Genomic DNA, 17,646 nt, shown 5'->3' with positions numbered 1-17,646 from the left:
AGAGGAGGAAGAATGTTGAGTTATTTTAAACATCAAGAAATCGAGCCTAAGTGGCAAAAGCGTTGGGAAGAGAAAGAAGCATTTAAAACGACAGAAGACCCGGAGAAGGATTGTTTCTACGTCCTTGATATGTTCCCGTACCCATCCGGTGCTGGTCTTCACGTCGGTCACCCGGAAGGTTACACGGCGACGGATATCATCGCTCGTATGAAACGGATGCAAGGATATAACGTCCTTCACCCGATTGGTTGGGATGCGTTCGGTCTTCCTGCCGAGCAATATGCACTCGACACAGGGAACGACCCGCGTGAATTCACAGCGCGCAACATCGAGACGTTCCGCCGTCAGTTGAAAGAACTCGGATTCTCATACGATTGGGACCGTGAAATTAGCACGACGGACCCGAAATACTATAAATGGACGCAGTGGATCTTCACGCAACTCTTCGAACGTGGCCTCGCATACGTCGATGAAGTTGCGGTCAACTGGTGCCCGGCTCTCGGTACGGTCCTTGCGAACGAGGAAGTCATCGATGGCTTGTCAGAGCGTGGGAACCACCCTGTCTACCGTGTCCCGATGAAGCAGTGGGTGCTTCGTATCACGGAATACGCAGAGCGTTTGCTTGAAGACTTGGAAGGTCTAGATTGGCCTGAGAGCGTGAAAGAGATGCAACGCAACTGGATCGGCAAATCGGTCGGTGCCGAGGTCGACTTTAAGGTCGACGGTCATGATAAGATCGTCACAGTATTCACAACACGTCCAGATACGCTTCACGGGGCGACATACGTGACACTCGCACCAGAGCATCCGTTCACTAAAGTGATCACGACGCCTGAACAATCGACGGCAGTCGAAGCATACATTGAGGAAGTCTCGAAGAAGACGGACCTCGAGCGTACAGACCTTGCCAAAGAGAAGACAGGTGTCTTCACGGGCGCTTATGCGATCAACCCGGTGAACGGCGAGAAACTTCCGATTTGGACAGCGGACTACGTTCTCTCGACATACGGAACAGGTGCGGTCATGGCCGTTCCTGCACACGATGAGCGCGATTATGAGTTTGCGAAAACGTTCGACCTCCCGATCCGTGAAGTCGTCAAAGGTGGAAACGTGGAAGAGGCGGCTTACGTCGAAGACGGTGAGCACGTCAACTCTGGTAGCTTGAACGGACTTAATAAAGCCGATGCCATCAAGACGATCATTGAAGAGCTCGAAGCTAGTGGCACAGGGCGTGCGAAGACGACATACCGTCTTCGTGACTGGTTGTTCAGCCGTCAACGTTACTGGGGCGAGCCGATTCCGGTCGTCCATATGGAAGACGGAACGATGAAGACGGTACCGGTCGAAGAACTTCCGCTCGAACTTCCGATCATCGATGAAATCAAACCATCTGGTACAGGTGAGTCGCCACTTGCGAACGCAGAAGAGTGGTTGACGTATACAGATCCGGTCACAGGGGAAAAAGGTCGTCGCGAGACGAACACGATGCCACAATGGGCAGGTAGCTGCTGGTACTACATCCGTTACATCGATCCAGATAACGAAGAGATGATTGCGGATCCTGAGAAACTCAAGCGTTGGCTTCCAGTCGACTTGTATATCGGGGGTACGGAGCATGCCGTTCTTCACTTGCTCTACGCACGTTTCTGGCATAAAGTCCTCTTTGATATCGGTGTCGTCCCGACGAGCGAACCGTTCCAAAAACTCTACAACCAAGGAATGATCCTCGGTGAGAACAACGAGAAGATGTCGAAATCTCGTGGGAACGTTGTCAACCCGGATGATATCGTGAAGTCGCACGGAGCCGATACACTCCGTCTTTACGAAATGTTCATGGGACCACTTGATGCGGCCATCGCATGGTCGACGAATGGTCTTGACGGGGCACGTCGCTTCCTCGACCGCGTCTGGCGTTTGTTCGATCAGACGAACTTCGCAGACGTGGCGCCGACTGCCGACTTTGAACGCACGTATCATCAGACGGTGAAAAAAGTCACGGAGGATTATGAAGCCCTTCGCTTCAACACGGCAATCTCGCAGTTGATGGTCTTCGTCAATGAAGCGAACAAACAAGAGACGTTGCCGAAATCGCAAATGGTCGACTTCATCAAGATGCTTTCACCAGTCGCGCCGCACTTGTCTGAAGAGTTGTGGGAGAAGATGGGTATGACGGAAGAGTTAACGTATGCGGCTTGGCCGACATACGATGAGTCAAAACTTGTGAGCGACACGATTGAAGTCGTCATCCAGGTGAACGGGAAACTCCGTGCGAAAATGCACGTCTCTCGTGACGCATCAAAAGAAGCACTTGAAGCGGAAGCACTCGGGAACGAGCGTGTCCAAGAGTTCACAGAAGGCAAGACGGTTCGTAAAGTCATTGTCGTTCCTGGAAAACTCGTCAATATTGTAGTGGGGTAACAAAAAGAATGTGTGACATTGTCGCACATTCTTTTCTTTTTGGTGAGGTCATTTTCTTTTATGGACGGTTTTGATACACTAAAGGGCGATACTGAAGTAGAAGGGGACGACATGTCCATGAAACGTTCTTATGTGCTATACACGACACTATGTGCCGTCGTGGTCGGTGTGATCCTTTGTTATGTTTTTGTCTTTTCAGATGAAGAGATTCAACGACAGGTCGCCTCGACATTTGAAAAAATTGATATTCAAACGCGTCATCAAACGGCATCCCTTCCACCCGTGGAAGCGGCGCAGGATGATGAAGATATCGATACGACCGATGCCCTCGAACAAATCAGTCAAATCGATGAAGTGTACTACAGTGACACGATCGGGGCATATTTGGTCTTAACCGAACAAGCTGAATTTTTTGAGGTGAGTGGAAACGGAACGCGCGTCAATTCGGTGCTTCAACTTGAGAATTCAGGGAAACAGCGCCTCGATGATTTTATCGGAATGCGCATGGTCGAAGAAGATCTTGTGTATGCGGTCACAGCGAACGGTACGCTCATTACAATCGAGCGAGAAGAAGGACGCTGGGTCGAGAGACCACGTAAACAAATCAAAGGACTCGTGTCGGAAGACCGAATCTTTGGTCTTGGTTATGACCGGGAATCGAAGCGTCTGTTCATGATGAATCGCTTGGCGGATACACCGGAGCTTGAGCTCCTTTATATCGAAGAACGGGAGATCGAACCGGAGACTCCAGCCGATGACAAATCATCAGAAGCGTCAACTGATGCTGACACGAATACTCCAAAAACAGAAGAATCATCGGAAGACACAACGACAGAGAACGTCTCGACGAATGACGACGCCTCGAGCGAATCGGCTGTATCTGAAGACGCGCCTGAAAATGAGTCGAACGAACAACAAGCGGAAGAAGAAAATCAAGAGCCCGAAACCGAATGGATGCTTGATTCACGCCAAGCGTTGTCTGCTGACGGGATGAGCGCCTCGATCCAACAGAAGTTTGAGCGATTCGAAGGAGTCGGCCTTGTCGAGAGACAAGGACGCATCTACGTGCTCGACTCAGAAGAGCTCGTCCTCTACACAGTCAATCCGGAAGAAGAGACCATCAACGGTCAGATGGTGACGCCTCGCGTATATGACTCGACCGGTATGTTTTTACAAGACAATGAAATCTTTGCAATCGTCCACCCGGAAGTATTCGATTTGGATGCATTCGTGTCTGTGGACTAACAATGGGGGAAGAACAGATGAGCAAACGTTACTTTTTTGAAGAAGTGAAACAATTTCATGAAACTTTTGGACATCCAGAAGCAAAATCGCCGCAACCGTTGACGCTTGATCGTGCGACAAAACGCTCGGTTTGGACGGCAGAGGAAGCGGTCGTCGAGTTTTTGCATCAATCCTCGCAATCGGAAGAAGAGTTTTTACAAGCCATCGAGCAATTCCAAGTAGGATTCCAGAAAGCGGTCCAAAAATCGTTGCAAGACGCACCGCCATCGGATGATGTGGAACGTCTCGTCGGACAAGGGGATGCGTTAACGGACGCGTTATATTTTGTGATGGGCAGTTTCGTTGAACTCGGACTCGATCCCGTTCCGTTGTTTGAAATCGTCCAGCGTGCCAATATGGCGAAACTTGGACCGGACGGGAAGCCGATTTTACGCGAATCGGACAATAAAGTCATGAAACCTGAAGGATGGATGCCACCAGAGCCGGAGCTCGAAAAAGAAGTGCGTCGTCAAATCGCAGGGAAAGAATAATCACAAACGGCTTGAGTCCTCACTACAAAGGGTTCAAGCCGTTTTTTTGTTGTGATGGTCGTGACGACATGATGGTATTAGATGGTATCAGAAAGGTCATGGGAGTAATTTATGGTATAATTTAACATAAGTAAGCGAGTAAAAGATCTTGATCATGGGGATGGAGGTCGTTCAACTGAAAAAATTGATTAGTATGTTATGTGTGAGTTCAGCACTTCTGTTAGCATCATGTAGCAATGATGAAAAAACGTCAGAATCTAAAAAATCACAACCTGACGTTTCAATCGAAACGATAAAAATTAACGATGAGAATGAATTGACAATCGTCCCACTCTATACGCAATACCAACAATATTTGAACGCATCCCTTGAATCAACCGATTCGGAGGAGAGCAAACAAAACTTCAAAAAATACGTACTCGATTACATAGGTGAAGTCGGAGAGGAAGAAAAAATCGATACATCTAGATTAAAAACTGATTTTAATCTAAAGCCGACCCCTCATAAGCAACAATTGCTGAAGCAGTTAGACAAATTAATCGAGCAGCATGAGGAGATTAAAGAGATTATTGCATCGACATATGCAGATTCAAATCAAATCTTACCTAAAAAGAAGAGCACAGTGTTTATTGCACCGTATAATCCTGAATTCTTTTACGATAGTGAACCGTTGAAAGGAGTAGGCGCAGCAGCATACAAAGACGCATTCATCTTGTTTCTCGATACAGATTTTGACAAAGATGTGCTAGCCTATTCGACGGCTCACGAGTATCATCATCTGATTCTTCGTGATCAAAACAAATACAATCTTAGTTCGATTCTGGAGTCTATTATTGTCGAAGGGAAAGCGGACGCATTTGCTGATCGGATTGTCAAAGGAGTTTCTCCCCCATGGCATGTGCAATTAGATGATGCGACCATGGAACACATTGCAAGTCGAGTGAATGATTATGAAACGTCCTTCACCGATTTTGTAGTCGGTAATTATCAAAAAGATATGCCACGTTGGAGTAACTATATTCTAGGGAGGGATGTGCTCCATGACTATTTGACGGCGCACCCAGAGCTGTCGATTCCCGAATGGACGTTCAAAGAAGGTCATGAAATTTTAGAAGGATACAAATATCGAGATGTGATGGAATTGGAAAATTAAGTCGAAAAGGATGTGAAAAAGGCTTGATCCTGAATGAGACAGGATCAAGCCTTTTGATTGTTAGTGAGCATAATAGTACGTAGCCAATACGTTAGACCGAACCCTTTACCGCTCTGTCGCCAGTTCAGCTGCGTGCGATCCGGCACAATGTCCCGTTGTGAAAGCGGCCGTGATGTTGTAGCCACCTGTGTATCCATGAATGTCGAGCACTTCACCGGCAAAGAAAAGGCCGGGTGCTTTCTTTGACATCATCGTCTGTGGCGCAACTTCTTTAACCGAAACGCCGCCACCTGTGACGAACGCTTTATCAAAGTCGAGTGTCCCGACGGCGTGCATCTCGAACATTTTCAAACGTGTTGCGAAATCAATGACGGATTGCTTTTTCAACTGACTCGCATCTTCTTCTCCAAATGCGAGTTCTTCGAGCAATAAGTCAAGAAGTCGCTCAGGGATGTAGCCTTTCCATACATTTTTAACGGCACGCTTCGGTTGGCTCTGTACTTGGTTCCACAGTTCCTGAACGAGCGCATCTCGTGACGTGTCCGGGAAGAAGTCGAGTGACAAGAGGACGACCTGTTCTTTGCTTCGCTTTCGTTCTTTGATCGTATATTGACTGCAACGGAGCGCGATTGGACCAGAGATCCCGAAATGGGTAAAGATCATGTCGCCTTGGTGCGTCTTGATGGCCTTTCCTTTTTTGCCGTGCACGGTCAACGCGACGTCCCGTAACGATAGTCCTTGAAGTTGTTTCGTTCCGATGAACGCGTCATTCAATTTGATTGGCACCTCTGTTGGGAAGAGTTCCGTGATGGTATGTCCTGCCTTCTCTGCCCATGGATAGCCGTCCCCGGTCGAACCGGTGTGCGGGACAGACTGACCGCCGACCGCGACGACGCAAGCTTTCGCCTCGAGCATCTCACCGTCCATCAACTCGACCGCATGAAACTCGTTTTCTTCATTAAAATGTAGCGTTTTGACTTCAGCCTTTTTTCGAATCTCGACGCCGAGGTCTTCAATCGCCCGAAGCAACGTGTTGACCACATCCTGTGCCTTATCCGTCACAGGGAACATGCGCCCGTTGTCCTCTTCTTTCAACGGAATCCCGAATCCAGTGAAGAGGTCGATAATCGATTGATTGTCGAACTGAGCAAGAGCGCTGTATAAGAAACGACCATTGCCTGGGATGAACTGAATCAATTCATCGATTGGCTTTCGGTTCGTGACGTTACAACGTCCTCCACCTGAAATGGCCAATTTTCGACCAAGTTTTGAACCTTTATCAATCAGCAAGGTCGAAGCGCCACTTTTTGCCGCTGCATATGTTGCCATGAGCCCGCTCGGCCCTCCACCGATGACGATGACATCTTTCATAGGGTATCTCCTCATTTCTTCACCTATATGATTAGTAAAATTATCGTAACTTTATTATCCGTAACAGTAAGAGTATAATGAGAAGCGGTTGTTTTGTAAAACCGAATTCATTGAAATCGTTGATTTATAGATGGAGGTACCTCATGTCATCAAGCGCCAAACAAGATTCTGGAAGAGCCTCCTTCGTCAAAGGAACGCTTCTTTTATCAGCGGGAAACTTGATTTCCCGAATGTTAGGACTATTGTATACCTTTCCGTTCCAAGCGATGGTCGGGATTGCCGGAGTGACATTATATCAAGCTGCATATACGTATTATGCGATCATGATCTCCATTTCGACGGCAGGGATTCCCGTTGCCGTTTCGAAATTTATCGCAAAATATAATGCACTAGGAGAATACGGGACAAGTCAACGACTGTTCCGACAAGGGATGAAGCTGATGCTTGCGACCGGTGTCGTCGCTTTTTTATTACTCTTTTTTGCGGCACCATGGTTATCCGAACTGATGGTCCGAAACTCAGAGAACAATCAGCAATACATTGACTCGCTCACCCTCGTGACACGAAGCGTCAGTTTTGCCTTACTGCTCATCCCGGCGATGAGTATGGTACGTGGTTATTTCCAGGGACATCAAGACATGGCACCGACGGCAATCTCACAAGTGGTCGAACAGATTGTACGCATCCTGTTCCTCCTCAGTGGAACGATGCTCGTCTTGTTCGTCTTTGCGGATTCAAACTTCATTCAACCGATTGCTAATGCCCTCGGGGGGACGCAATCTGTTGAAACGACTGAATTGAACGGATTAAAAGTCATTGCCGTCACGATTGCGACGTTCAGTGCGTTCATCGGGGCAATCGGTAGTTTCGCCGTGCTCATCATGTATTGGAAACGTCGAAAGGACATTCATCGTCTGACAGAGAATCCGGCGGGCACACCGGTCCGCTCGATGAAATCGTTGTTGCTCGAATTGCTTAGCTATTCGATTCCAATCGTGATGGTCGGGGTATCGACCCCTCTCTATCAATTGATTGACCAGTTGACGATGGTCAATACGTTGCTCAGTACGGGTGCGACCGTTTCTGAAGCGACGTCGGCGTATGGCTTTTTGACCGGGAACGCCCATAAAATTGTGTTGATTCCAGTCTCTGTCGCGGCGAGTGTATCGATGGCGACGATCCCGCTTGTGACTCGTTCGTTCACGACGGGGGACATGCAAAAAGTTCGGAATCAAGTAAACCATATTTTCCAAGTCTCGTTCTTCGTAACGATTCCTGCGGTCATTGGTCTCGTAGCACTTGCGGAGCCATTGTTTGGCACCTTGTTCCCGGGTGACCGTGAAGGATGGGTATACTTGTTCCACTACGCACCAAGTGCCTTCTTCTTGGCCTATTACTCGGTCGCGGCTGCGATTCTCCAAGGGATTAACCGTCAGTACTTCACCATCTTTGCCACATCGATGGGACTGTTGACGAAACTTGCATTGAACGTACCGCTCGTCTATTGGCTCGGCGGAATCGGAGCCGGGTACGCGACCATCGCTGGATACATCGTGGCCATTATTCTCATGGTATGGATGATTCAACGAACGCTCCACTTCCCGTATAAGCAACTGCTTCGTCGCACCATCTTGATGTTCTTGATGGGTGGGGCGATGTTCGCTGCCGTCTTCCTCTCTCTTCTCGTTACAATGAATGATGAGGCGAGTTGGGGGAACGACATTTTTGCGACAATCGTGGGAGTGACAATCGGCGTTCTCGTATATGGATACCTCGGGTGGCGGAGCCATCTCGCAGGTAAATTACTAGGGAAACGCTTTGAATATCGGAGGAAAATGTAATGCGGATTGATAAGTTGTTAGCGAACATGGGATATGGTTCACGGAAAGACGTGAAAATCCTACTGAAACAAGGGGCGGTGCGAGTCGATGAGGCACTTGTAAAAGATGCAAAACGGCACGTCGACCCATCATCAGAGAAAGTCACGGTGTTCGGGGAAGTGGTCGAGTATCGTCCGTACATTTATTTCATGATGAATAAGCCGGAAGGTGTGATCAGCGCGACGGAAGATCAAGTCGAGACGACGGTCATCGACTTGATTGATTCTGAGTATACCCATTATGACCTCTTCCCGGTCGGTCGTCTCGATAAGGACACGACGGGACTGCTCCTCATCACAAACGATGGCGCATTCAATCATGCGCTCATGTCACCTCGCAAGCACGTCGACAAAGTATATATCGCCGAGGTCGACGGAGAGATGACAGTAGAGGATATCAAGACGTTCGCGAATGGGGTCGAGTTAGAGGATGGATATACGACGAAGCCGGCCCGTCTTGAAATACTGAGCAAGAGCGGACGTCGGTCGGTCATTCGCCTCACATTGTCTGAGGGGAAATATCACCAAGTGAAACGAATGGTCGCGGCGGTCGGCAAACATGTCGAACGATTGGAGCGTGTTCAAATTGGGGAGCTAGAACTCGATGAGACGCTTGAGCTCGGGGCATATCGTGAGTTGACGGAAGAAGAAGTTCAACTGTTTCTTCAATCATAAGAAGATGAGAGAATCTGTCTGATGGGACGGATTCTCTTTTTGTATAAAAAGCTCTGATTTTCGATTATATCTTTTTAAAAATGCCATCAAAATCATCACGCCAAGAGTCAACCAACCAGTCGTTATATTTATGATACAAAGGAACAAGTGGTTCAACTTCATTTGAACTTATGATACAACCTCGATCATCGTACATATGAAACACGATGTTCTTTTCGGTGCTAATAAAGTAAACAGCTTGTCCAATTGAAGGTTCTCTTCCTTGCTCGTAATTTCCTATACCTCTAAGGATTTTTTCGTAAGAGATTGACTTGATCTGCGAGGATACAAATTTTGCTTTATATTCATGTTTGATTTCAATAATTTCCCCTGTTATTTCGTCAATATCTTCATTTAATTCAAATAACGTTTCTTCTTCAATCTGTTGTTTCATGAATAAACCATACAAATATTCGGGAGTGGTATTCCCAAACATGATGTCCTTTGTTTCGTTCCAATCCTTGATAAAGATATGGATGTAATCATCAGATTGAAACACTTCCTCAAACAATGTAGTAACTCTGTTTACAACTTGCTCTACTCTCTCAACCGTTCCGTTTTTATACGGTTCGCCAAGTTCGAATCTTAGATGGACTTCTCCAGATAGGTTTGGGAAGTTGTCCTCTATGTACTTCATTATTTCTTCTTTCACATCATCACCTCATCTTAAACAACTGATACAATCTAAAACCACAAAACCTTCATCCATAAAAAAGAGACCTGAACGCCAGGTCTCTTGAATATACATATACAATTCAATTTGCCGTCTTGAGTGAACGTTTTGATGAAGTCCACGTGCCACGGCTAGGGCTCTCCACAAGGTTATTGTACTCAAGTACGTTCAAATCACGTTGCACAGTGCGTGACGTGATGCCGAACTCTTCTACTAGTTCTGAAGTGGTAACGGATTCCCTTTCATTGATGAACAAATAAATGGACTTGATGCGCGTTAACATCCGATCTGTTGAGCCTTTCATTGGATAACCTCCCAATGTGTAGAATAATGACAAACCATACCTACAGACGACAAAATGAAATATAAAATTGTTATTTTCTAAAATTACACCTTTAGTATACCGCTCTTGAGCAAAAATGCAAGTGGAAAGCACGAACAATCTGTTTGTAAAGATTTGATTATGAACGTAAATATCGAATGAAGATTATTTTTTTACATCGAAAAGAAGCTTAAACACGAACGAAAAAAACTTTTCTAAATGAATGTTCGTCTTTCATACATTTGGATATACTAGTAAGGGAGAGAACATTCGCAAAAGGGGAGATGAACATGAATTGGAGACAGGAAGTCGACAATCGTAAAGATGCATTTTTAGAAGATTTGAAAGGATTACTTCAAATCCCTAGCGTGCTCGATGAATCGAAAGCGGCACCGAACATGCCGTTTGGTCCTGAGGTTCGTCAGGCGCTTGACTACATGTTTGAAATCGGTGAGCGAGATGGATTCAAAACAAAGGACGTCGGCGGTTACGCGGGACATTTGGAATACGGGGACGGTGAGGAAATCGTTGGCATTCTATGTCACCTTGACGTCGTCCCAGCAGGCGATGGCTGGACATATGGCGCATTCAATCCGACCATCACGACTGACGGGAAAATTGTGGCGCGTGGGAGTAACGATGATAAAGGTCCGTCTATGGCAGCATACTACGGATTACGAATCGTCAAAGAGCTCGGCTTACCACTTTCAAAACGCGTCCGTTTGATTGCAGGTTGCGATGAGGAGAGCGAATGGCGCTGTGTCCGTGAGTATTTCAAACAAGAACAAATGCCGACATACGGATTTGCGCCAGATGCGGATTTCCCGATCATCAATGCTGAAAAAGGATTGTATGACGGTGTGTTGACTCAATTACCGATTCAACGTGTACCAGGCTCTGCCTACCATCTCGTGTCATTTACGAGCGGGGAGCGTCCGAATATGGTGCCGGACTTCGCGAAAGCCGAATTGAAGACGGATGAGGTACTCGAGGAAAAGTTCGAGGCCTATCTCGAAAAATATGAAGCGGACGGAACGTGTGAATACGATCGTGGCATATATACGTTCACGATGAAAGGTAAAGCGGCGCACGCGATGGAACCGGATAACGGGATCAATGCTGCGTACGTGCTGGCTGGGTTCCTGTTGCACCTTCCTCTCGACATTCAAGGGGAACGCTACATTGAACTCGTTCGTCACGTGTTTGCAGACTCACGTGGAATTTCTCTTGGGATTGAAGCGAGCGATGAGACGGGCGACTTGACGATCAATGGCGGCGTGTTCCGATACAATGAGGAAGAACGAACAGCAACGGTCAACATCCGTTACCCGTATACGGCCAAATTCGAAGAACGTTTACAAAACCTACGTGAAATCGCGTTGTCATTTGGCTTCGAGTTGAAGACCCGTCAACATATGCCGCCTCATCACGTGGCAGAAGATCACCCACTCGTGAAGACGCTAGCAGGCGTATACGAGCGTCAAACGGGAGAGCACGCGAACTTGATGGCCATCGGAGGCGGTACGTATGCACGTTCACTCGAAGCAGGTGTCGCGTTCGGCGCATTGTTCCCAGGAGCTAAAGATGTGGCGCATCAGGTCGATGAATATATGGAGATAGAAGATTTATTACGTGCCGCGGCAATCTATGCTGAGGCCATTTACGAGCTCGCTAAATAAGAAACAAGGAGAGCTGGCTGGTATAGTCGGCTCTCTGTCCTTTAGGAAGGAAGTTATCATTGGATTCGCAAAAGAAATTGTTTCAGTCTGTGTACGTCGCGATTTTCTTCGCGCAAGGGGCGTTGATCCCTTATATGACCTTATATTTTTCACAAACTAAGTTTGGACTGACTCCGAGCCAAGTCGGGATTATCGTAGCCATCTTACCGATTCTATCCATCGGCGTGCAACCACTATGGGGGATGTTGACCGACCGGACGGGAAGAGTCCGGGCCTGGCTGATTTTGGCGATGCTGAGCGCGGCGCTGATTTCTCTCACGTTTTTAGTGGCGACCTCATACGTTTGGATTGTCGTACTCATGGTGATTTGGTCCGTTTTCCAATGTGCTCACATCCCGCTAGTGGATATGATGACACTCGACTATACGACGCGGTCGAAAGTCGATTACGGTGCGATTCGCCTCTATGGCTCAGCAGGATTCGCCATTGCAGTCTTTGTGATGGGACGAATTTCGGATAGCACGTGGGGACTAGCTAGTACGTTCGTATTGAGTGCGATTTTACTGTTCCTTGGCAGCGTATTTGTTCGAATGATTCCTGAGAAAAGTTCGACTCGCGATGTGACGTTGGCATCTCTCTCATGGACGGCTGTTTGGAACAAACCCTTTGTGTTCTTCTTATGTGGGGGGATGCTCGTCTTCGGACCGATTTATGCGAATAACTATTATTTCGGTCTGTACGTGACGAATAGCGGTGGTTCGACGACGCTCGTCGGAACATTATTCCTCGTGGCAGTGTTATTCGAAATCCCGTTTATGAAAGTGGCTTCTCAGCTTATGGAGCGCTACGGAAGCGTCAGCGTTCTTGTTGGGGCCGCCATCATCTCGGCAGTTCGGAACGGGGTGCTTGCGTTAGAACCACCGATTTGGGTCGTATGGCTTCTCGCGATCGCACAAGGTCTCGTCGTCGGTCTCTTGATTCCCGTCGCGCTTCAATTCGTCCGGACGCTCGTCGATCGACAAGTTTCCTCGACGGCCATCGGGGTATATATGGCATTGACGTCTGGGCTCGCGACAGCTGGATTTAATATGCTCAGTGGTAAGATCATTGAACTTGACGATATTTTAGGCGTGTTTTGGATGTATACCATCGTCACGGCAATTGGAGCGTTGATTTGGATAGGAATGTCACGTCGCACGTTGAAAGGATGAATGAGATGAGTACGCATTACTTTATCGCGATTCCCATTGAATCAACGGAACTGGTTGACGTACAGCAAACCATCTTACCTTATTACTCCTATCGCCGAATCTATCGGCCTGAAGAGTTTCATATGACGATACAATTTTTAGGAAGCGTGGATGGGGATGAATTAGACGAAGTAAAAGAAATCACGCGTAGAATCTGTGAGGAGACTCTGCCGTTCACGTTGGAGTTTCGAGCCATCGACCATTTTGGGCGACCAGATCGGCCCCGCGTTCTAACCATCGTTCCGGATGCCTCCGAGCCCCTTCAACGGTTGGCGCATTCCCTCCGCCATGAACTAGTTGATGTGATTCCAAGATTGGACCGGAAGTCGTTTGTCCCTCACGTGACACTCGCTAAAAAATGGGGCGAAGGGGAGCGTGTCCCATACGTCCCCCCTGAATTTCACGCGACGGAATCAGTAGAAGAATTAATTTTATATGAAGTACAGCCGACTCATACACCTGCCTATCGAGCAGTAGACGTATTTCCGCTAAGACGGCCAGAGGAGGATATATGGCAATCCCGGTTAAAATTTTTGACGTAATCTCAAAATATGAACGTGATGTATTAGATCAATATAATCGTTATTTGGAGTATGTGGAATCCGATACGGCACGCCTACAGCGCCTTCATGAAAACAATCGCTTGAATCCGGTCGAAGTGCTCGAAATCGAAAGACCGTGGTGGAAGTTTTGGGCGAAGACGGAGCGAATTGAATTAGAGCCAAAGCCGCTCTCTGAATCGCAATATCAAAAGCTGTTAAGGGAGCGCCGGCATATCCAAAAGCTTCAATTCGCTTGTGAAGGGGTGCTTGAGACGGATTTACCACATCTGGCGTTTATTCGTGACTTCGCCTATCGTGTGATGCGTACCGATTGGAACGAACGACACTTTTTCTTGTATCGACCGGTCATCGAATGGAATGGTGCAACGGTTGAGTTGAGCCACCTCATCATCGGACCGACGCATCTGTATATCATAGAATGGCTTGAAGGCGATCGAAGTATCTATCACATATCGAAAGAGAAGACATGGGTTCATCAACCGCTGAAAGGGGAAAATACCCGTGTAGTGAACCCGTTGATCGCATTGACACGGACAGAGGAACTGATTCGTCAAGTTCTACCGCATTATGCGGGTGTGCTACAAAAAGTCGTCATTGCGACAAATGGATATTTTGATAACGTTCCAACTGTTCGATCGACCCAATATGTCGGTCGTAACGAATATACGGAATGGATGAAACAAGTGAACGGACGTGCACCGATTGTAAAAGCACAGCAGATTCGTGACGTTGCCACCGTATTAGAAGTGACTGCCAAGTTACCGTTTCGTCAATTCATGGATCAGTGATTGAGAGGAAGGGACGCATATGCATCACACACCAGATCAAAAGACCGCCTCACATGTGACCATCGAGAGCGCGTCTTTCGTATCATTTGAGACCATACAACTTGAGATTGTGCGCGAATATGAATCCGTTCCAGTACAAATCGAACAGAATGGACGCCCGGTCGACTACCTCGTCGAGCAACAGTTTGTGACGGAATCCGGAAAGGTCGAACAAATCCTTCGTTTAAAGGAACCAATCTCTTTAGAAACGTTATACACCGTCTGCCACCCGGGTCAAAAGACGACGGTTGTCGTACCAAGAGAAATCGTCCGTTCAGAGGAATTCGAACGGCGTTTCTCATATGATGGTCCACTCGGCGTATCGTTTACGCCGCACGGAATGGAAGTGACGGTATGGTCTCCGGTTGCTTTATCCATGTGGATTACAGTGCATGATGATACGAATCACAGAGAAATTGAGCGATTTCACATGAACCGCGGCGCACGCGGGGAATGGAGTGGTGAAATACCACAAGCGTTCCAAGGTATGTTTTATCGCTTAGAAGTGAAAACACCGGTCGATACGAGGCAAGTCGTCGATCCTTATGCGCGAGCCGTCAGTTTGAACGGTGAGTATGGCGTATTGCAAGATGTGGCGCGATTTGTCAAGAAACAGGTCGAACAAGCCGTGCGCCCCCCTTTATGGAAGGCAACGGATGCCGTCATCTATGAGTTGCACATCCGAGACTTCACAAGCCACCCCTCATCGATGAGTCAATTGAAAGGGCTGTACGGTGGGGTGTCTGAAAAAGGAGTTCGGACGAAAGAAGGCAACAGTGCCGGACTCGACTATTTAAAAGAGCTTGGCGTGACGCATGTCCAGTTACTCCCTGTCCATGATTTTGGAAGTGTCGATGAGGCGACTCGTATGCCGTACAACTGGGGCTATGACCCGATTCATTGGTTCGGGCTTGAAGGAAGTTATGCCTCAAGACCCGATGTGCCGATGAGTCGTGTGTTCGAATATGCGACACTCGTCTCTGACCTGCATCAAGCGGGTCTTCGAGTCGTCACAGACGTCGTGATGAATCATATTTACATTCGAGAACAATCCCCACTCGAAGCGCTCGTACCATACTATTATTTTCGATACGAGCACGACGGGACGATAGCGAACGGGACCGGGGTCGGAAATGACACGGCATCGGAACGCTATATGATGCGACGTATGATTGTGGACTTCGTGACATATTTCGCGACGACCTATCAAGTGGATGGGTTCCGCTTCGATTTGATGGGGATTCATGATGTCGAAACGATGAATCAAGTGCGGGCCGCGCTCGATAAGGTGGATCCCTCCATTCTCGTCTATGGAGAAGGGTGGGACTTGGCGACGCCGCTTGGACAGTCATTGAAGGCAACGTCACAAAATGCTGCACGCATGCCTCGTATCGGACACTTCAACGATATGATTCGAGATGCATTGAAAGGGTCAACGTTTAATGACAGGGAACGCGGATTCATCTCCGGGAATGAGTGGCGAGAGTGGGAACTTCGAGAGTGTCTCACCGGAGCCGTGCATATTCCGAACGTGACGGTCGGACGTTTCCCGAGTCCGGCTTACTCCATCAATTATGCGGAAGCCCATGACAACTATACGATCTATGACAAGTTAATGTTATCTTGTGAAGGAGTCGATGAGACGACTCGTCTTGCCATGCAACGTCTTGCCAATGCGGTCGTCATCACATCTCAAGGCATCCCGTTTATCCATGCCGGTCAAGAGTTCGGACGCACGAAACATGGTGTCGAGAACAGTTATAATTCACCCGATCACATCAATCATTTTGATTGGGATCTTCGTGACACACGGATCAAAGACATCGAGTATGTGAAGACGCTCTTGAAGTTACGGCGACTCCATACATGTTTCCGCTATGATTCGAGACAAGAAGTCATTGACCATTTCACGTTTCTCCCATCGCCGCCTGGCGTCATTATCTATGAGTTGACGGCCAGTCATTCTTACGATGCGTGGCAACGGGTTCGCGTCTATGTGAACGGTACGTTCGACTCGCTTTCATTTGAGAGCGATGCGAAATGGAACGTTTACGTTCAAGGAGAAACGGCAAGTCTCGTTCCACTCGCACGAAACCCAGCACACATTCAAGTCGAGTCGTTGTCAATGACGATTCTCGCGTGTTAAGATGTTGATTGTATCTCTTTAATTCAAGTAAGATTTGAGCGTGATGAATATGTATTCAGATATAGTCGGTGCGCTCGGGAAAGAGTGGACAGTCGCTTCAGCCGGAGGTATCACGGGCGAAGCGTATGTAGCGACGACGCGCCAACAGAAGATTTTTGTCAAACGAAATTCTTCTCCGTTTCTGGCAATCTTGTCAGCGGAAGGAATCGTACCAAAGCTTCTTTGGACAAAGCGAATGTTTAACGGGGACGTGTTAAGCGCCCAACAATTTATCGAAGGCCGCGAACTTTCACCAGAAGATATGAAGCGACCTGATGTCGCGGCGCAACTCGGCAAGATTCATAATTCGAAAGAGCTATTATTCATGTTGCAACAGCTGAACCACACACCGGTGACGCCGCACTTGTTGCTCCGTCAGTGTGAAGCATATGAACAAGATGAAACAGACCGAATCATCGGAGAAGCCGTACAATGGCTAAAGCACCATTTGCCAAAAGTCGACGAGCAAGAATTTGTCGTCTGTCATTCTGACCTAAACCATAATAATTGGATTGAGGATGAGAGCGGCCTACTCTACTTGACAGATTGGGATGACGCGATCATTGCAGACCGCGCGTTCGATTTGGCGATGGTTGTCTATAGCTATATGGATGAAGTGGAGTGGGAGCGCTGGTTCTCGCATTACGGGGTACGTGTTTCGAGTGAGCTCCATAATCGAATGCATTGGTATGCGATCGCCCAAACGATTTTGACAATCTATGGGGAAGAGAATGACTCGGCGCGAACTGAAGGATTTCATGTATTACGTGAGCTGATGGATGAGGCGTACGAACGAATCAATTAAAAGGGATGGCTGTACGCCACCCCTTTTTGAAT

At 47.7% G+C, this 17,646-nt stretch carries 15 protein-coding genes; 12 read left to right on the top strand and 3 right to left on the bottom strand.

Going from position 1 to position 17,646, the window contains the following annotated elements:
- Window positions 1–12 precede the first annotated feature (12 nt).
- The 4 genes from leuS (at window position 13) to KNO68_RS06555 (ending at window position 5,346) form a co-directional block, all read left to right on the top strand.
- On the top strand, window positions 13–2,418 hold the full coding sequence (leuS, locus tag KNO68_RS06570; protein ID WP_078147224.1) for a leucine--tRNA ligase: 2,406 nt from the start codon (window positions 13–15) through the stop codon (window positions 2,416–2,418).
- A 117-nt stretch (window positions 2,419–2,535) separates the two neighbouring features.
- On the top strand, window positions 2,536–3,663 hold the full coding sequence (locus KNO68_RS06565; RefSeq protein WP_251024860.1) for a hypothetical protein: 1,128 nt from the start codon (window positions 2,536–2,538) through the stop codon (window positions 3,661–3,663).
- Window positions 3,664–3,680: 17 nt separating this feature from the next.
- On the top strand, window positions 3,681–4,193 hold the full coding sequence (locus KNO68_RS06560) for a pyrophosphohydrolase domain-containing protein (RefSeq protein WP_215112231.1): 513 nt from the start codon (window positions 3,681–3,683) through the stop codon (window positions 4,191–4,193).
- Window positions 4,194–4,347: 154 nt separating this feature from the next.
- Window positions 4,348–5,346: a DUF2268 domain-containing putative Zn-dependent protease gene (locus KNO68_RS06555; RefSeq protein WP_251024859.1), complete on the top strand. Its 999-nt coding sequence runs from the start codon at window positions 4,348–4,350 to the stop codon at window positions 5,344–5,346.
- A 105-nt stretch (window positions 5,347–5,451) separates the two neighbouring features.
- On the opposite strand, the gene KNO68_RS06550 is transcribed toward KNO68_RS06555, so the two are convergent.
- The gene (locus KNO68_RS06550; RefSeq protein ID WP_214730460.1) at window positions 5,452–6,717 is read right to left on the bottom strand and encodes a BaiN/RdsA family NAD(P)/FAD-dependent oxidoreductase; all 1,266 of its coding nucleotides are present in this window, start codon (window positions 6,715–6,717) and stop codon (window positions 5,452–5,454) included.
- A 143-nt stretch (window positions 6,718–6,860) separates the two neighbouring features.
- Between KNO68_RS06550 and KNO68_RS06545 the strand changes: the two genes are divergently transcribed.
- Window positions 6,861–8,558 (top strand): putative polysaccharide biosynthesis protein, encoded by a 1,698-nt coding sequence (locus KNO68_RS06545; protein WP_214757505.1) that lies wholly within the window; start codon window positions 6,861–6,863, stop codon window positions 8,556–8,558.
- Window positions 8,558–9,271, top strand: a complete 714-nt coding sequence (locus KNO68_RS06540) for a pseudouridine synthase (RefSeq protein WP_214683939.1) — start codon at window positions 8,558–8,560, stop codon at window positions 9,269–9,271. The genes KNO68_RS06545 and KNO68_RS06540 overlap by 1 nt, the downstream gene beginning before the upstream one ends.
- A gap of 64 nt (window positions 9,272–9,335) precedes the next feature.
- Here the strand turns inward: KNO68_RS06540 and KNO68_RS06535 are convergent, their stop codons facing one another.
- Together KNO68_RS06535 and KNO68_RS06530 are read right to left on the bottom strand one after the other, a co-directional pair.
- On the bottom strand, window positions 9,336–9,962 hold the full coding sequence (locus KNO68_RS06535) for a DUF3885 domain-containing protein (RefSeq protein ID WP_214683941.1): 627 nt from the start codon (window positions 9,960–9,962) through the stop codon (window positions 9,336–9,338).
- Between the two features lie 103 nt (window positions 9,963–10,065).
- Window positions 10,066–10,287, bottom strand: a complete 222-nt coding sequence (locus KNO68_RS06530) for a DeoR family transcriptional regulator (RefSeq protein WP_012726776.1) — start codon at window positions 10,285–10,287, stop codon at window positions 10,066–10,068.
- Window positions 10,288–10,595: 308 nt separating this feature from the next.
- Here KNO68_RS06530 and pepV point away from each other — a divergent pair, with 308 nt between their 5' ends.
- The 6 genes from pepV to KNO68_RS06500 are packed head-to-tail and all read left to right on the top strand — an operon-like array spanning window position 10,596 to window position 17,614.
- Window positions 10,596–11,984 (top strand): dipeptidase PepV, encoded by a 1,389-nt coding sequence (gene pepV, locus KNO68_RS06525; RefSeq protein WP_214683942.1) that lies wholly within the window; start codon window positions 10,596–10,598, stop codon window positions 11,982–11,984.
- A gap of 59 nt (window positions 11,985–12,043) precedes the next feature.
- Window positions 12,044–13,195 carry an MFS transporter gene (locus KNO68_RS06520; RefSeq protein ID WP_214683943.1) on the top strand — a complete coding sequence of 384 codons (1,152 nt, stop codon included), beginning with the start codon at window positions 12,044–12,046 and terminating at the stop codon, window positions 13,193–13,195.
- Window positions 13,196–13,200: 5 nt separating this feature from the next.
- Window positions 13,201–13,776 (top strand): RNA 2',3'-cyclic phosphodiesterase, encoded by a 576-nt coding sequence (thpR, locus tag KNO68_RS06515; protein ID WP_214683944.1) that lies wholly within the window; start codon window positions 13,201–13,203, stop codon window positions 13,774–13,776.
- A complete protein-coding gene (locus tag KNO68_RS06510) occupies window positions 13,746–14,585 on the top strand; it encodes an NERD domain-containing protein (RefSeq protein WP_214683945.1) in 840 nt (279 codons plus the stop codon). Before thpR ends, KNO68_RS06510 begins: the two co-directional genes overlap by 31 nt.
- Before the next feature lie 19 nt (window positions 14,586–14,604).
- Entirely contained in the window at window positions 14,605–16,770 is a 2,166-nt protein-coding gene (gene pulA, locus KNO68_RS06505; RefSeq protein ID WP_214683946.1) for a type I pullulanase, read from the top strand.
- A gap of 43 nt (window positions 16,771–16,813) precedes the next feature.
- Window positions 16,814–17,614: a phosphotransferase family protein gene (locus KNO68_RS06500; protein WP_251024858.1), complete on the top strand. Its 801-nt coding sequence runs from the start codon at window positions 16,814–16,816 to the stop codon at window positions 17,612–17,614.
- Window positions 17,615–17,646: the final 32 nt, after the last annotated feature.

The sequence above is a fragment of the Exiguobacterium sp. s75 genome, assembly GCF_018617145.1.
Lineage (GTDB): Bacteria > Bacillota > Bacilli > Exiguobacteriales > Exiguobacteriaceae > Exiguobacterium > Exiguobacterium profundum.
Note: the sequence above shows the minus strand (reverse complement) of the source record. Positions and strands in the feature narration are given on the sequence as shown.

What these genes read in the sequence shown, in the direction of transcription:
- leuS (WP_078147224.1), top strand. Translation starts at nt 13, where the DNA reads ATGTTGAGTTATTTTAAACATCAAGAAATCGAGCCTAAGTGGCAAAAG.
- KNO68_RS06500 (WP_251024858.1), top strand. Translation starts at nt 16,814, where the DNA reads ATGAATATGTATTCAGATATAGTCGGTGCGCTCGGGAAAGAGTGGACA.
- KNO68_RS06560 (WP_215112231.1), top strand. Translation starts at nt 3,681, where the DNA reads ATGAGCAAACGTTACTTTTTTGAAGAAGTGAAACAATTTCATGAAACT.
- KNO68_RS06565 (WP_251024860.1), top strand. Translation starts at nt 2,536, where the DNA reads ATGAAACGTTCTTATGTGCTATACACGACACTATGTGCCGTCGTGGTC.
- KNO68_RS06555 (WP_251024859.1), top strand. Translation starts at nt 4,348, where the DNA reads ATGGGGATGGAGGTCGTTCAACTGAAAAAATTGATTAGTATGTTATGT.
- pulA (WP_214683946.1), top strand. Translation starts at nt 14,605, where the DNA reads ATGCATCACACACCAGATCAAAAGACCGCCTCACATGTGACCATCGAG.
- thpR (WP_214683944.1), top strand. Translation starts at nt 13,201, where the DNA reads ATGAGTACGCATTACTTTATCGCGATTCCCATTGAATCAACGGAACTG.
- KNO68_RS06510 (WP_214683945.1), top strand. Translation starts at nt 13,746, where the DNA reads ATGGCAATCCCGGTTAAAATTTTTGACGTAATCTCAAAATATGAACGT.
- KNO68_RS06550 (WP_214730460.1), bottom strand. Translation starts at nt 6,717, where the DNA reads ATGAAAGATGTCATCGTCATCGGTGGAGGGCCGAGCGGGCTCATGGCA.
- KNO68_RS06540 (WP_214683939.1), top strand. Translation starts at nt 8,558, where the DNA reads ATGCGGATTGATAAGTTGTTAGCGAACATGGGATATGGTTCACGGAAA.
- pepV (WP_214683942.1), top strand. Translation starts at nt 10,596, where the DNA reads ATGAATTGGAGACAGGAAGTCGACAATCGTAAAGATGCATTTTTAGAA.
- KNO68_RS06530 (WP_012726776.1), bottom strand. Translation starts at nt 10,287, where the DNA reads ATGAAAGGCTCAACAGATCGGATGTTAACGCGCATCAAGTCCATTTAT.
- KNO68_RS06545 (WP_214757505.1), top strand. Translation starts at nt 6,861, where the DNA reads ATGTCATCAAGCGCCAAACAAGATTCTGGAAGAGCCTCCTTCGTCAAA.